Source organism: Clostridium thailandense, assembly GCF_019207025.1.
Taxonomy (GTDB): domain Bacteria; phylum Bacillota; class Clostridia; order Clostridiales; family Clostridiaceae; genus Clostridium_AM; species Clostridium_AM thailandense.
In genome coordinates, this window is record NZ_JAEEGC010000038.1 from 42794 (window position 1) to 57426 (window position 14633).

Sequence of the window (14633 nt, forward strand, 5' to 3'; positions counted from 1 at the left end):
TTTTTGGGTTAAACTATTATTATAAAATTCATATGCGGGGAGTTGTTATAATGTATCTAACAAGTATATCTTTCTCCTACTTTTTACTTGGAGTTTCCATAGCCTGTATAGCAGCGTATTTATATTTCAGACTTTTATTTACCAAAACATCTCCAGAGAGTAATTCTAGAGATAAAATAATTGGACAGATGAAAGATCCTGAAACTTGGAGATTAAAAAACAAACAGGTTTCTAATGTATGCATGTTCTGGTTTATAGTTTCTATATTAATTTATGCATCTATAAAGTTTTTATTTTCAATACAATTAATTCCAATAGTATATTTATTAATATATGTAGTTCTCATGCTGCTATCCTTTATTTTTTCTTTAAGAGTAAAAGGGAAGGCATCTATATAAGATGTCCTTCTTTTTTTGCGTCATTTTTTATTATATCAACAAAAGCTTTTATGATTAGCGCTGTAAATCCCCATATTATATAATTATCATATTTGTAAAAATATTCAGGAACCTTTCCAGTTCTAAATTTATAATTTTTTCCGTTTCGTATAAGATGGTATGGAAACTCATCACCTGGATCTGATGTTATTGATAGTTGATACAACTTAGGATAATTTTCTAAAAAAAATTGTAAGGGAACCTTGAAAACATGATCAACTTCACTATTATTGGGATTTATTTCAGACTTTGTAATTCGAGCAATAAATGGATAAATTATAAAATTGTATGGTGTAACAATATAGTCCATATTTCCTATAAATTCTATATCTTCCCTTTTTAAATTTAATTCCTCCATTGATTCCCTTATTGAAGCTTCCTGTGGAGTTTCATTCTTCTCTATCTTACCCCCAGGTAAACATATATCTCCTGGCTGATGTCTTAAGTTTAGTGATCTTACTTCAAAAATTATATTTGTCTTATCATTTTCTTCGCAAAGCAAAATCATAACTGCACTTTTATTGTATGTTCCTATCATTTCCTCTTCTCTATTCATAAATATATTTTTTATTTTATCTATCATTATCTTCACTCCCAGTTAATATAATTTTGAGTTTTCTATAATAAATTTATTAAATCTAATTTAATACAGTCGATTGTAAAATTTCATTGTAAGTGTTATACTGAAAAATGTTATGATTCAATTATAATATTTTATATAAAATCTGTACACAAATTTAGGATAAACGGAGAGATGAACATTGAAACAAAAAAGACTATCTATTTTTTTTATATTTATTTTTATTCTTTCTTTAAATACTAATGTTTTTGCTGATAATGCTCCTCAAAAACCAGATCCACAAATTTATGGCAAAGCAGCTATCACAATAGATATGCAAACAGGTGAAATTATATATGCTAAAGATGTAGACAAGCAAATGTATCCGGCAAGTACCACTAAACTTTTAACAGCATTAATTTTTGCAAAAAATAAATCAAAGACAGATGTTTTAACTTACACAGCAGACGCTAAAGTACAACCTAATGTATCTTTAAATGTAAATCTTCATCCAATAGATATAGGTGAAACAATGACTGCTCAAGATGCTATGGATGGGCTTCTAGTGTACTCTGGTAATGATGTTGCGTATATGATTGCTGAGAATATATCTAAAAATGCAACAGATTTTGCGGATAAGATGAATGCAGAAATTAAAAACTTAAATTTAAGTAATACTCACTTTGTTACTCCTAACGGCCTTCATGATCCAAATCATTATACAACCGCTTATGATTTAAGTATTATAGCAAATACTGCTTTTCAAAATCAATGGATTAGAGAAACTATGAGTAAATCAAAAAGCAGTATAAAGACATCAAAAGGTACTACATTTCTTATAGATAACACAAATAAACTCTTGGGAAAAGACGGCTGTATTGGTGGAAAAACAGGATATACTCTTCCTGCTGGAAGATGTTTGGTAGCATTTTATGAGCGTAATGGAAGAAAAATTTTAGGTGTTGTTCTTAATTCTGTGTATGATCAAAAAGATTCTTTTGTTTTTGACGACATGAAAAAAATCATAGATTGGAGTTATGACGCTAAACCAGTAAATCTACATAAAAAAGATTCAGTTATAACTACTAAAACTTTTAAATATAAGCCTTTAGTCTTTATAGGACCTGAAAAGACCATAAATGTTCCTGTAATAATTAAAGATGATATTTATTATTATAGTAATGAAATAAGTAAAAAAGAATTAAAAGAAGTAACTAAGTTAAATAATATAACGGTTTCTGAATTAAAAGAAAATGGTCAGGTTGGTACATTAACAATAAAAGAAAGAAACTCATCTAAGGATTATAAGCTATACGCTAATTTACCTAATGGTACTTTACTTAAAAATAATCTACCTATTTACGGAGTCACTTTACTTGTAACATTAGTCGCTATAGGCATTATAGCTTTTGCAGTGAAGAAATTATTGGATTTAATTAGAAGAAAAAAAAGAGGAAAATATACATGGTAAATAAGAAGTGATTTTATCACTTCTTATTTACTTGAATTTATAATTTATGCTGATAATTAAAAATCCATTAGCTTTAAATAACTAATGGATTAAATGTGTTTTTTGTATGGTTGAATTTGTGGGTTTAGATTTAGATATAACTCAACCTACAAGCGTGAAAAGTTCAATATAATTGAACATTATCATTATATTCTAATATGCTTTAATATGTCAATATAAAAATAAAAAAGTAATATTAAACTTTTCTTATGTATTTCACATAAGTTCTTTATATTTTACTAATTTTAAATTCTTTTTTCTATCTCAAGCTCATAGCAGAGTATATAATCTGTTGTAGTATTAAATAATTTAGCTAATTTTATGATTGTTAGCGTTGGTGGAATTACAACACCTGATTCATATTGTGAAATGGAGGACTTTTGTGTTTTTAAATATTTTGCTACATCCTCTTGACTCAGATTATTTAATTTTCTTAAATCTTTTATTCTTTGACCTATAGTACACTTTTTAGTTCTAAAGAATTCTATTGATTTAATTACACTTTCAATACTGATAATGACATTTTTAAAATCACCACTTTTCTCGCAGTATCCTTGAATATTCAAATTTTTTAATACTTCTAAAGCTGGAACATCCTCAGCATAACCTGTAAGCAATAATGTGTATATATTGCTATCAAACTTTCTTACCCTTTCTATTACATCACTTCCATCTAATTCATCAATGTAGTAATCCAATACTAATAAATCAAATTTTTTTTCTTGCAATCTTTTTAATCCTTCTAACGAATTTGTAGCCCCTTCAACATCATATTTATCTCCAAGAAACACCTTTAGTGAATCTACTATTCCACAATCATCATCCATAATCATTATACTTATATCTTTATCCATGCTGTTCTTCATCCTCTTTCATTAATGGTATTTTTACAAAAAAAGAAGTTTCTATGTTGTTACTATAAAAATATATTTCTCCATTTAGACGACCCTTCACAAGAGATTTTGCTATATACAAGCCTAGACCTGTTCCATTTTTACCTTTCGTAGTAACCATCTGCTGAAACAGCTTTTTCTGAATATTAGTAGGTATTTCTTTTCCAAAATTTTTTACATAGAATATAACATTTTTATCTTCTTCATATACTCCTAAATTTACTTCATTACCTTCTGGACTTGCCTCAATTGCATTAGTTATCAAATTATTGAGCACCTGTATAAGAGAATTAATGTCACCTCTAATCTTTTTTCTTTGATTGATATTTATTTTTTTATTGATTTTACATTTCTTTTTTTGAATTTCAAAAGACATGAGCAATAAAATTCTATTTATTATTTCTTCTATTGAAAAATCGTTTTCTACCTCATTAACTTCTCTTAGTTGACCCTTTATAGCGTTTATTATATCAGTCATATATATCAGGTATTCATTGCTCCTGAACTGCCATTCTCTTATTTCATTTATTGCTTTCTTTACTTCATCTGTTTCACTGTTATTGCTCTTGATATATTCATAGATTTTTTCTGCATCTTTTTTAATTATTTCAATTCCTCCAGATACACTCATCAATGGTGTTTTTAAATTATGTGCCACCCCTCCTATAAGCTGACTTAATGATAAAAGCCTTTCTTTTTCAATTAATTGAATTTGATTTTGCTTAATAAGCTCTAAATTCTTTTTATGCTCTGTAATATCTTTGAATAAAAGAACTGACCCAAAGTATTCATCTTTTATTTTCACAGCATTAACCTGAATTTCGAAGTAGTTGTTCCTATTTTCAATATTAACCAATATTTCCAATACTTTACTACATTTTTTTGATTGCTCAATTACATCTAGTAATTCTTTTTTATATTTTCTAATACTGCTTTTTTCAATTATATCATAAAAATTTTTATATACCTTATTCGATACACAAAAGCTATTTAAAAAAGTCTTGTTAACTTCTATAATATTAAGTTTTTCGTCGAGAATAATAAAAGAATCTGATATGAATTCAATCACATTATCAAAGGCAAATTTATATCTGTCAACTTTTAATCTAACACCCAAAACACCATACCGATTTGCAAAATACAAAAAAGTCAAAAAATGTATAGGAATCAAAATAGCAAATGCCTTCCAATTATTATCTATACCAAAATCTCTAAAAATAAAATTAAATAATATTAGATATATAATGCATGGTAAAATTATTACTAGGTTCAAGGATTTATATCTTTTCATTAAACGTGATTTTTCTTTATTATACGAGTATATTATTAGGTAAACAGCTGTAAATAAATATGGTACGCTCCATGTAGATAGTATTCTAATATGGTGAACCACTTCTTCTGGTGTTCTTAAATAATTGCTTTTTATTGGTAAGTATATAAAGCTTAAAATTACAGGTATAAACAATATACCATATATCATTTTTTTATTATTTTTTATTATATCAGAACAAGATATTGAATATAGTAGAATACAATATGGAGCCATATAATGAGAAGTTGTAGAAAGTATAGCATTAATAAAATGTATTAAATTCATACTTTCTTTACTGAGCTGTGTTACAAAATAATTCTCTTCAAGCATTACTGAAAAAGAGCCTAATCCTGTAGAAAACAAAAATCCGGCTAGCCAACAAGTTGATTCAGTTTTATAATCTTTTTTAATCATCACTAGTGCTGCTATAAACAGTGCTAGTGTCGTAAACGTCATATACATATATTATATCCTTTTATTTATAAATTCTAGAGTTTCGTTTCTAATTTGTTTTTTATTAAGAACTATTCCCGAGTGGCCACATTCCAATAGACTTCTCTTAGGTTCACCCCAATTTTCCCAAAGTATATCTGTATCTTCACCAAGGACATATTTATCATAAACTCCTGATATTAAAAATACTCTATCTAAATCTATTATTGGTTTTCTTAAGCTTGGATTTATAATCCTCCAACAATCATTCAAAAGATTCACACTAAAATCGTGCTTACAAAAATCTTCTTTGATAAACTTACCTGGTATAGATTTAAAAGCTGTAAATGCTAAATTATTTGCATAAAATAAAGAAATTAACAAGTCAATATCCTTTTCAAATTCACAAATTAAATTTGTTACTAGACCACCCAAAGATAAGCCCATTAATATCACTTTTCCTTTTTCATTTTCTTTTATATGTCTTATCAAAGCTCTGACATCACTAATACACTGTTGGACTGATTTTAAAGTTCTATTTATATTTGAACTAAAAAAATATTCTCCACTATATGATGTACTAGGACATCTTTCCATATGAAAAGGTAATATGTACCTATATATGCTGTATCTTTTATTTATAAAACTTTCCAAAAATATACTTTCTAATCTATTTAGTTGTTCTGATCTCCAACCATGTATCATAATAACATTTATGTTTTCTTCCTCTTTACATAAATTATAATAAAAAATGGCTTTTTTGTTGCTATCTCCATTTTCAATTTGACTTGAGAATTCTAATTTTCCATTTAAATATACGCCTTGTCTCATATTATTCTCAAACTTTATTTCTGGCATATTAGGTCTAAAACAAAACTTGTAGTATTCACTGTTAAGTTCTTGAACTTCCTTTTCATTATAATAGAACTGATCTATTTTACTATATTGTTTATGTAAGTCATATATCCCATAATTATCTCCAATAGTTGCTATTATTCTTTTCAATGCAATCTCCTCCTATTTTATTTTTTTAATTTTCTATAAATATTCATGCTAAATTCATATATTTTCTATTATAATACTACTATTTAAAATAGAAAACTTTTTATTTAAGGTCAAATTTCGAAACCATTCTTCAAAATATTTTAACAATTCTAAATTTTATGCTATAATATAAATAACAACACGTTTAAGGGGGAATTTACATGAAAATAGAATTTTACGGCGCAGCAGGTTGTGTTACTGGTTCCTGCCATCTTTTAAAGGTAAAGGATAAGAATATTTTGTTAGATTGTGGTATGTATCAAGGAAGAGATGAAAAAGAAAGAGGCAATGAAACCTTTAATTTTAACCCTAAAGATATAAATTATGTTATTCTAAGTCATGCCCATACAGATCATTCTGGGAGAATTCCACTTTTATATAAACAAGGATTCAAAGGTGATATTTTATGCACTGAAGGCACTCTAGATTTATGCAATGTTATGCTAGCCGATAGTGGTCATATACTCGAATCTGAGGCTGAGTGGAAAAATAGAAAAAGATTAAGACAAGGGCTTCCTCCAATTGAACCTCTATATACTTCAAAAATAGCACAAGTTTCTATGTATCTTTTCCAAGGATATCCTTATGATCAATGGATAGAATTATTTGATGGTTTTAAATTTAGATTTAGAGATGCTGGTCACCTCCTAGGATCTGCTATAATAGAAATGCTCATAGATGAAGATGGAAAACAAACAAAAATAGTTTATACTGGTGACTTAGGTAATAAGGAAGTACCTATTTTGAGAGATCCTACTCTTATTGATTATGCCGATTACGTTATTATGGAAACAACCTATGGTGACAGACTCCATACTAACTTATCTTCTGAATTAAAAGACCTAGCTAAGATAATAAGAGACACTCTAAAGCGTGGTGGTAACGTTGTTATTCCATCTTTTGCAGTTGGTAGAACTCAAGAAGTGCTTTATACACTAAATAGGTATGTAGAAGATAATGTTCTAAAAGATGTTTCTGTATATGTTGACAGTCCCTTAGCATCAGAGTCTACTGCAATTTTTTCTAGGCATCGCAAATACTATGATGAAGAAGCTAGTAGACTTTTAGCAAATGGTGATGATCCTTTAAATTTTAAAGGATTAACCTTTACAAAATCTGCGGAAGAATCTGTCAACTTAAACAAACTTCAACATGGAGCAGTCATAATATCTGCTAGCGGCATGTGCGAAGCTGGTCGAATAAAGCATCATTTAAAGCATAATCTTTGGAGAAAAGAATCTTCCATAGTATTTGTAGGATATCAAGCAGAAGGAACTTTAGGAAGAACCATTGTTGAAGGAGCAAAAAAAGTTAAGATATTTGGTGAAGAAATAGCTGTTAACGCTAAAATATATATGCTTCAAGGATTATCTGGTCATGCCGATAGAAAAGGTCTTCTAGAATGGTTATCCAGTTTTAAAACAAAACCTCAAAAAATTTTACTAGTTCATGGTGATGATGGGGCTGTAGCTAGTTTCAATGATCTTCTAGTATCAAAAGGATATTCAACTTTCATGGCAAAATCTGGAGACACCTTTATTCCTGGAATGATACCACAAAAATTCAGTTTAGCAAGAAATAAGATTATAGCAATTCTAAATGATGTTGAAGACTTAGACTCTATGGATAAAAACCTATTGCTTGATCAAATAAAGGAAGCTATTAAAGATATTTAAAATTAGAATAATTAAAAATTAGAAGGATATAATAATTATCACAAAGAGGGTTTAATGTAGAGGTATAAAGAATATTTTAGGTTTGTGATAACCTTTATTTTATACCATCAAATCTATATTATTCTTTCTACAAACTATTAATAATATATTAATAGTTTGAGGTAGGTATAAAAAACTATACCTACCTCTTTACTTTTTTGTTGATACCTATATTGTGAGTAAAAAACAAATAATCTATAATATGAACTATATTTAAATCAAAAATTATATTTATATTATTATACTAAAACTACCACTATTGCTTATGATATCCTTAATTTCTATAAAATTAAATTTATCTTTTAAATAGTCGTTTATATCCACAGTAAATTGTTTTGAATTAAATTCACATGAATTTCCACTTACACTAAATCCCAATCTATCTAATAATGAAATTATTAGTTCAGTAGGTCCTTTAGATGAAACATTAAAAACAACTTTTCCTTTATAAAACTTATTATAAGTCAAGAACAGATTAAAATTAGGACTCAATATACCTGGAGAAATTGTTATTTTTATTTTATTGTATTCGCAACATATCTGATTTACTTGTTCTGGCATTTTAACACTTTTTGATAAAATATCCACCAATTCATTTAACTCAAAATTAATTGAAGCCATAAAGCATCTCCCTTTGTTGCTAACTAAAGGTTAGCATATTTCATTTTTTATTAATATATATGCAAATTTTTATATATTAATTTTAAAAATAAAAATTTAACACAATTTTTTATATAAAAGTATAGTCATTTTCATTTATAAGGTTATAATAAATTTAGAGACAAATTTCGTAATTTTTTCCTTAACTTGTTTTATCCATAAGTTATGAAATTTGTTCTTTAAAAAATAAACTTATCAGAGGAGAGATTAATTATGGAAACAACAATTATGGCTCTAACTATTGATCCAAGAAGTGCTCATGCACCTCAAGTTCAAACAGTATTAACAAAGCATGGCTGCATAATTAAAACAAGAATTGGACTTCATGAAACCTCATCAGATTCTTGCTCAGAGCGTGGAATAATACTCTTACATATTAATTCAGCATCTGACGAAGTTAAAGATCTAGAAAAAGAACTTCTCAATGTAGAAGGTGTAACTGTAAAACATATGTCTTTATAGATTCTCATCTCTAACCTAAAAAGTTTACTTATCTTAGCGGATAAGTAAACTTTTTAGCTCTAACTTTATATTATTTTACATTATTTATAGCCGATTCATTACATATTGTAGAACACAAACCACATACATAGCATTTGTTTTTATCAATAAAAGCCTTATCCTTCATGGTTATTGCATCATAAGGACAACTCTTGACACATTTGCCACAAGATGTACATTTTTCCTTATTTACTTCGAATATAATAGCTCCTTCATTGATATTTCTTTCTTCTATTTTTTGTGCAGTTAATCCTCTCATTTCATCTGAACTCTTATTAGCATTTCTTTCTTTCATTTTTTGTGCAGTTAACCCTCTTATTTCATCTAAGCTCTTATAATTATGACTATCAAGCCACTCATCTACTTCTTTTAATATTCTAGCATATGCTCCTGGTCCTTCTAATATAGCTGCCGTACCAATTTGAACTGCTGATGCGCCTGCCATTATCATAGCAATTACATCTTCTCCTGTTGAGATTCCTCCTACTCCAATTACTGGTACTTTAACAGAGTTTGCTATAGTATAAACATATCTTAGCGCTATAGGATTTAATGGCTTTCCTGAAAGCCATCCATAGCCAAGTTCATTTCCTAAGTAAGGCAAACCTGTTTCAACATCAATATGCAAACACGGCCCAAATGAATTTACTGCTACAAATCCACTGGCACCTTCTTCAACTAATCTTTTTACATACCATCCTATTTTAGTCATGCCTGGGTTTATTTTTATATAAACAGGTTTATCAAATTTTGTTACTGACTTTAATGCCTTTATCACAGGTTCTATATCTCTCTCCATATAGTGCATGGATAATTCGATTATATCAGCATATGGAGCAACTAATGGTGCTAATTTTTCTATTTCTTTTTCTGTATAACCTAAACTTATAATAAAAGGTACTCCTAAAGTTCTGCATTTTTCATATTCTTCTCCTATCCATTTATCAATAGGAATCTCAGACCATAGCTCACTATTTAAAAAAGCGCCACCTTTAGTTTCTTGTAAAAAAGGCTTATGTGCTAGCCCAAGTGTTTCAGATATGGTTTTTGTTACTAATGCTCCTACTCCTTGTCTTACACATTCCATCATACGCTCAGCATTTCTAACTAGTGGTCCAGAAGCTGGCATAATTGGGTTCTTTAATTTAATACCACGAAGATTTACACTTAAATCTGCCATATAATTCACCCCTAAAATTTTATAGTCAAAATCTGCAAAATAAAAATCAAATTTTTTAATTTCTATTTTAATATTCTATAATATATAATTTCTACATTCTTATTTATTTTCCTGCTTAGTAAATAAAAGTAATAAAAAAGATCATACAGTAACTATTATATTCCTGATTAATGTTATATATGTAAACTGTAAACAAAAACAGAAAAGATCATCAAATATTATTTTAAGCAAATTTTGATGATCTCCTATTAGCACTATTTAATTTTAAATAAATCTATTTTTGTTCTTAGTTTTGAAGAATCCTTATCTACATTACTTGCCATATGAGAAACTTCTTCCGAGGAAGCTAAAAGCTCTTCTGATGAAGCAGATATTTCTTGGGAGGTTGCAGAAATATCTTGTGCAACTGCTGATATCTTTTGAATTTTTTCCAATACTATCTTATTGTCTTTAACTGCATTACCTAAAGTATCTTCTGTTTCATCTATAAATTTAGGAACACTCTTTACTGATGATATAATGTCTTCAAAGGATATTATAGTGTCATTTGCAGTTACTGCCTGTTCTTCTAATAGTTTGCCTACCTTATTAGAATTTTCCATAACCTCATTTGTTTCACTGGTTATTGACTTTACTAAACCTATTATTTGCTTTGATGAAATATTTGATTCCTCCGCAAGTTTTCTAACTTCTTCTGCAACTACAGTAAATCCTTTTCCATGTTCTCCAGCTCTTGCCGCTTCAATAGAAGCATTTAGAGCTAATAAGTTCGTTTGTTCTGCAATATTACTTATTGCATCTGTTATCTTTCCTATTTCAAAAACAGTAGACGATAATCCATTGACCTTTTGAATTACTATATCATAAGATTGTTTTATTTTCACAATTATGTGTATTAATTCATAAATCTTATCTTCCCCCTCTACTGCCTTATTTTCTGCACTCTTTGTATTATTGTTTACTTCTGAAAGTTTCTGCTCTACCATATCAATCTCTCGAACTAAGTTTGTTAATAATCCTAGAACATCTGACAATTCTTCTGCTTGTGATGTAGCTCCCTTTGATATTTCCTGGATAGAATATGAAACTTCATTGGCGGCTGATACCATTCCAACTGATGTATTTGAAAGAACTGAAGCCGATTCTCCAAGCTGTAAAGATGCATTTTTAACAACTCTCAAAGAGTCACTTACACTGTTTAAAGTTGTATTTAACTTATTTGACATGTTTCCTATTTCATCTTCGCCTTTAATATTTAATCTTATAGTAAAATCTCCTTGTGCTATTTCATCCATAGATTTTGAAACTTTTTCTATCGGTTGAGACATACTTTTTCCTATAAATATTGCCATAATTGCTGATAAAACAACACATAAAATTGTTATAAATAATATTACTTTTATTATTGTTACATTAGCTTTCGTAATTTCACTCATCGGCACTGTAGCTACAAAAATCCACCCTAAATTTTCATTATAATCATAGGCAGACAACTTTTCTATTCCACCATAATTATATTCCATTATTCCTTTTTTAGTTGAAACTATTTTTTTACCAAAATCATTATTTAATATAGTTTTATTAAGTATTTCACTTTCATTAGGATGTGCTATGGTTGTACCATCACTTTGAAGTATGTATATATATCCTGTTTCACCAACCTTATTATTAATAATATATTTTTTAGATAATAACTTTAAATTTATTGTTTGCACTATTACGCCTAACAATTCACCATTTTTATCCAAAACCGGTTCAGATATGGCGAAGACTGGTTTTTTAGTTATATCGCTTTTACCTGCAGGCGAAATATAAATTCTCTTTTGCTTTTTAACTTCCATAAAGTAATCTGTTTTGCTTAAATCTTTTCCTGAAGCTCCACCTACTGCATCAAGTATTCCCATTCCATTTTTATCAATTAGTATTATATCTTCGTAAAATTCATAATGAATTTGATATCTTTTAAATTCATTAATAATCTCATCTTCTAATACAGAATCTTTTTTACCAAGACTTGTTTCAGACAAGTAATCTATAATGTTTTTAGAATAAGACATTTCATTTCCTATTTTCTCCATTATGGCCTCTAAGTTCTCTAATGATGTTTTTACGGATCTTTCCTGATTGGTAAGATTATTCTTGGCAATATCTGTACTTATTCTACTATTTATGAAAAATATCAAAATTCCAGCTATGATTAGAGGTATAATTGAAAAACTGGTAATAATCATTATAAATTTACTCTTTATCTTCATGAAATATCTCCCCTCACTATTTCAACCTGTTAAAATAAACTGACTTTTTTGTTTTATGCAATATAATTTCTGATATAATTCAAACAACATAATAAATCTAAATATATTTTAACTAGTAAAAGTTTTACTAATTATTGTAGAATAGAAATAATTGTGCTTGTACAAAAATTATACTAAATTTCAACAAACTTTTAAAGTATTCAAATAAGATATTTGCATTTCATTTTAAAATTCTTATATTTTTTATGAAAACTATAGATGTGTATAAGATACATTTAATAAACTATCTTCATAATGGTATTAATAATATTACTCTTAACTGCATGCTAATGCATATAGAACTTTCAGCACCTAAAATTCAACTTGACAAAAAATGTTCATTATTATATTATTTAGTAAGGATAATTATTGATATTGTGCCTTTCATCTATAGGATGAGAGGTTTTTATTTTAAATAATAGGAGTGAAAAGAATGGCAAAAATTAGAACAAGATTTGCACCAAGTCCAACTGGATATATGCATGTTGGAAACTTGAGAACAGCGCTATATGCTTATTTAATAGCTAAACATGAAGGTGGAGACTTCATATTAAGAATAGAGGATACTGATCAAGAGAGATTTGTTGAAGGCGCCCTAGATATTATTTATAATACATTAAAAGCTACTGGATTAAAACACGATGAAGGTCCTGATATTGGCGGCTCTGTTGGTCCATATGTTCAAAGTGAAAGAACAAGTATATATTTGGAATATGCTAAAAGTTTAGTAGAAAAAGGAGAAGCTTATTATTGTTTCTGCACTAAGGAAAGAATTGATGCTTTAAGAACAGAATCTGAAGCACAGAAGAAGACTCCAAAATATGATAAACATTGTCTTCATCTTTCTAAGGAAGCGATTGAAGAAAATTTAGCCTCAGGTATTCCATACGTTATAAGACAAAATAATCCCGAAACTGGTACGACAACTTTTGATGATGAAATATATGGATCTATATCAGTTGATAACTCTGAACTTGATGATATGATTTTAATAAAATCAGATGGATTTCCTACATATAATTTTGCTAATGTTGTAGATGACCATTTAATGGGCATAACTCATGTTGTACGTGGTAGTGAATATTTGTCTTCATCTCCAAAGTATAACAGATTATATGAAGCTTTTGGTTGGGACGTACCTACATATGTTCATTGTCCTCCAATAATGAAAGATGCTCAACACAAATTGAGTAAAAGAAACGGCGATGCTTCGTTTGAAGACCTAATTGCAAAAGGATATTTAAAGGATGCTGTTCTTAATTTTATAGCATTATGTGGTTGGAATCCTGGTTCTGATAAGGAGATATTTTCATTAGAAGAGTTAATAGAAGTATTTAATTACAAAACTATAAATAAATCACCTGCTATTTTTGATGATGTAAAGTTAAGATGGATGAATAGTGAATACGTTAAGAAACTATCTTTAGATGAGTTTAACGAATTAGCTCTTCCATATTACAAACAAGTAATAATCAAAGACTTAGATTTTATGAAAATAAGTGAATTAATGCATACAAGAACTGAAATATTCAGTGACATACCTTCTGTAATAGATTTCTTTGAAGAGTTACCTGATTACTCAGCAGATTTGTATTTGCATAAGAAAATGAAGACTACCTATGAAAACTCTTTAAACAGCCTTGAAAAGATAGCACCTAAATTTGAAGCTATTACTGATTGGAATTTTCAAAATATCGAAAAAGCTTGTATGGATTTAGTTCAAGAATTAAGTGTTAAGAATGGAATAGTTCTATGGCCTGTAAGAACTGCTGTATCTGGCAAACAATCTTCTCCAGGTGGAGCATATGAAATAGGTGAAATTCTTGGAAAAGAAGAAACTCTTAGAAGAGTTCAAATAGGCATAGAAAAACTAAAAAGTGCATTAAATTAAAAACTATAGGATGTCTAGTTATTCACTAGACATCCTTTTTTACTATACTAACATTCAAAACTCAACTTACAAGAGAACGTGCATAGGTTTGTGTAAAATAGAATAGACAAGTTTAAATTTATTTGGAAATTACTATGGGAATTCTTTTCCATAGTAATTTTTATTTTTTGGGGAATAACTAGATAAGGAGAAAGTATAGCGTCTG

12 protein-coding genes are annotated in these 14633 nt (G+C 28.3%); 5 read left to right on the top strand and 7 right to left on the bottom strand.

From position 1 onward, the window contains the following. Positions 1-50 precede the first annotated feature (50 nt). The gene (locus I6U48_RS09540; RefSeq protein ID WP_218320183.1) at positions 51-398 is read left to right on the top strand and encodes a hypothetical protein; all 348 of its coding nucleotides are present in this window, start codon (positions 51-53) and stop codon (positions 396-398) included. Here I6U48_RS09540 and I6U48_RS09545 read toward each other — a convergent pair. Beyond that, on the bottom strand, positions 391-1020 hold the full coding sequence (locus I6U48_RS09545; RefSeq protein WP_218320184.1) for an NUDIX hydrolase: 630 nt from the start codon (positions 1018-1020) through the stop codon (positions 391-393). The two genes, I6U48_RS09540 and I6U48_RS09545, sit on opposite strands and share 8 nt — an antisense overlap. 178 nt (positions 1021-1198) lie before the next feature. On the opposite strand from I6U48_RS09545, the gene I6U48_RS09550 reads away from it, so the two are divergent. Next, complete coding sequence (locus I6U48_RS09550) at positions 1199-2467, top strand: D-alanyl-D-alanine carboxypeptidase family protein (RefSeq protein WP_218320185.1); 1269 nt, start codon at positions 1199-1201, stop codon at positions 2465-2467. A gap of 284 nt (positions 2468-2751) precedes the next feature. On the opposite strand, the gene I6U48_RS09555 is transcribed toward I6U48_RS09550, so the two are convergent. The 3 genes from I6U48_RS09555 to I6U48_RS09565 are packed head-to-tail and all read right to left on the bottom strand — an operon-like array spanning position 2752 to position 6148. Then, positions 2752-3360, bottom strand: coding sequence for a response regulator (locus I6U48_RS09555; protein ID WP_218320186.1), 609 nt, complete (start codon positions 3358-3360; stop codon positions 2752-2754). After that, positions 3353-5173, bottom strand: coding sequence for an ATP-binding protein (locus tag I6U48_RS09560; protein ID WP_246615273.1), 1821 nt, complete (start codon positions 5171-5173; stop codon positions 3353-3355). Before I6U48_RS09560 ends, I6U48_RS09555 begins: the two co-directional genes overlap by 8 nt. Positions 5174-5176: 3 nt before the next feature. Then, on the bottom strand, positions 5177-6148 hold the full coding sequence (locus tag I6U48_RS09565; protein WP_218320187.1) for an alpha/beta hydrolase: 972 nt from the start codon (positions 6146-6148) through the stop codon (positions 5177-5179). A gap of 200 nt (positions 6149-6348) precedes the next feature. Between I6U48_RS09565 and I6U48_RS09570 the strand changes: the two genes are divergently transcribed. Beyond that, positions 6349-7863, top strand: a complete 1515-nt coding sequence (locus I6U48_RS09570; protein WP_218320188.1) for an MBL fold metallo-hydrolase RNA specificity domain-containing protein — start codon at positions 6349-6351, stop codon at positions 7861-7863. Between the two features lie 270 nt (positions 7864-8133). Here I6U48_RS09570 and I6U48_RS09575 read toward each other — a convergent pair whose 3' ends face one another. Continuing rightward, the gene (locus tag I6U48_RS09575; RefSeq protein ID WP_218320189.1) at positions 8134-8523 is read right to left on the bottom strand and encodes a hypothetical protein; all 390 of its coding nucleotides are present in this window, start codon (positions 8521-8523) and stop codon (positions 8134-8136) included. 252 nt (positions 8524-8775) lie between these two features. Between I6U48_RS09575 and I6U48_RS09580 the strand changes: the two genes are divergently transcribed. Next, positions 8776-9024, top strand: a complete 249-nt coding sequence (locus I6U48_RS09580; RefSeq protein WP_218320190.1) for a CPF_0552 family protein — start codon at positions 8776-8778, stop codon at positions 9022-9024. A gap of 70 nt (positions 9025-9094) precedes the next feature. Here I6U48_RS09580 and I6U48_RS09585 read toward each other — a convergent pair whose 3' ends face one another. Continuing rightward, positions 9095-10243 (bottom strand): 4Fe-4S binding protein, encoded by a 1149-nt coding sequence (locus I6U48_RS09585; RefSeq protein ID WP_218320191.1) that lies wholly within the window; start codon positions 10241-10243, stop codon positions 9095-9097. A gap of 254 nt (positions 10244-10497) precedes the next feature. Beyond that, positions 10498-12498, bottom strand: coding sequence for a methyl-accepting chemotaxis protein (locus tag I6U48_RS09590; protein WP_218320192.1), 2001 nt, complete (start codon positions 12496-12498; stop codon positions 10498-10500). Between the two features lie 472 nt (positions 12499-12970). Here I6U48_RS09590 and gltX point away from each other — a divergent pair, with 472 nt between their 5' ends. Then, positions 12971-14428, top strand: coding sequence for a glutamate--tRNA ligase (gene gltX, locus I6U48_RS09595; protein WP_218320193.1), 1458 nt, complete (start codon positions 12971-12973; stop codon positions 14426-14428). The last annotated feature ends 205 nt before the right edge of the window (positions 14429-14633 follow it).

Excerpts from the sequence above, each read along its gene's own strand:
- I6U48_RS09545 (WP_218320184.1), bottom strand. The coding sequence starts at position 1,020 with ATGATAGATAAAATAAAAAATATATTTATGAATAGAGAAGAGGAAATG.
- gltX (WP_218320193.1), top strand. The coding sequence starts at position 12,971 with ATGGCAAAAATTAGAACAAGATTTGCACCAAGTCCAACTGGATATATG.
- I6U48_RS09585 (WP_218320191.1), bottom strand. The coding sequence starts at position 10,243 with ATGGCAGATTTAAGTGTAAATCTTCGTGGTATTAAATTAAAGAACCCA.
- I6U48_RS09575 (WP_218320189.1), bottom strand. The coding sequence starts at position 8,523 with ATGGCTTCAATTAATTTTGAGTTAAATGAATTGGTGGATATTTTATCA.
- I6U48_RS09580 (WP_218320190.1), top strand. The coding sequence starts at position 8,776 with ATGGAAACAACAATTATGGCTCTAACTATTGATCCAAGAAGTGCTCAT.
- I6U48_RS09570 (WP_218320188.1), top strand. The coding sequence starts at position 6,349 with ATGAAAATAGAATTTTACGGCGCAGCAGGTTGTGTTACTGGTTCCTGC.
- I6U48_RS09540 (WP_218320183.1), top strand. The coding sequence starts at position 51 with ATGTATCTAACAAGTATATCTTTCTCCTACTTTTTACTTGGAGTTTCC.
- I6U48_RS09555 (WP_218320186.1), bottom strand. The coding sequence starts at position 3,360 with ATGGATAAAGATATAAGTATAATGATTATGGATGATGATTGTGGAATA.
- I6U48_RS09590 (WP_218320192.1), bottom strand. The coding sequence starts at position 12,498 with ATGAAGATAAAGAGTAAATTTATAATGATTATTACCAGTTTTTCAATT.
- I6U48_RS09560 (WP_246615273.1), bottom strand. The coding sequence starts at position 5,173 with ATGTATATGACGTTTACGACACTAGCACTGTTTATAGCAGCACTAGTG.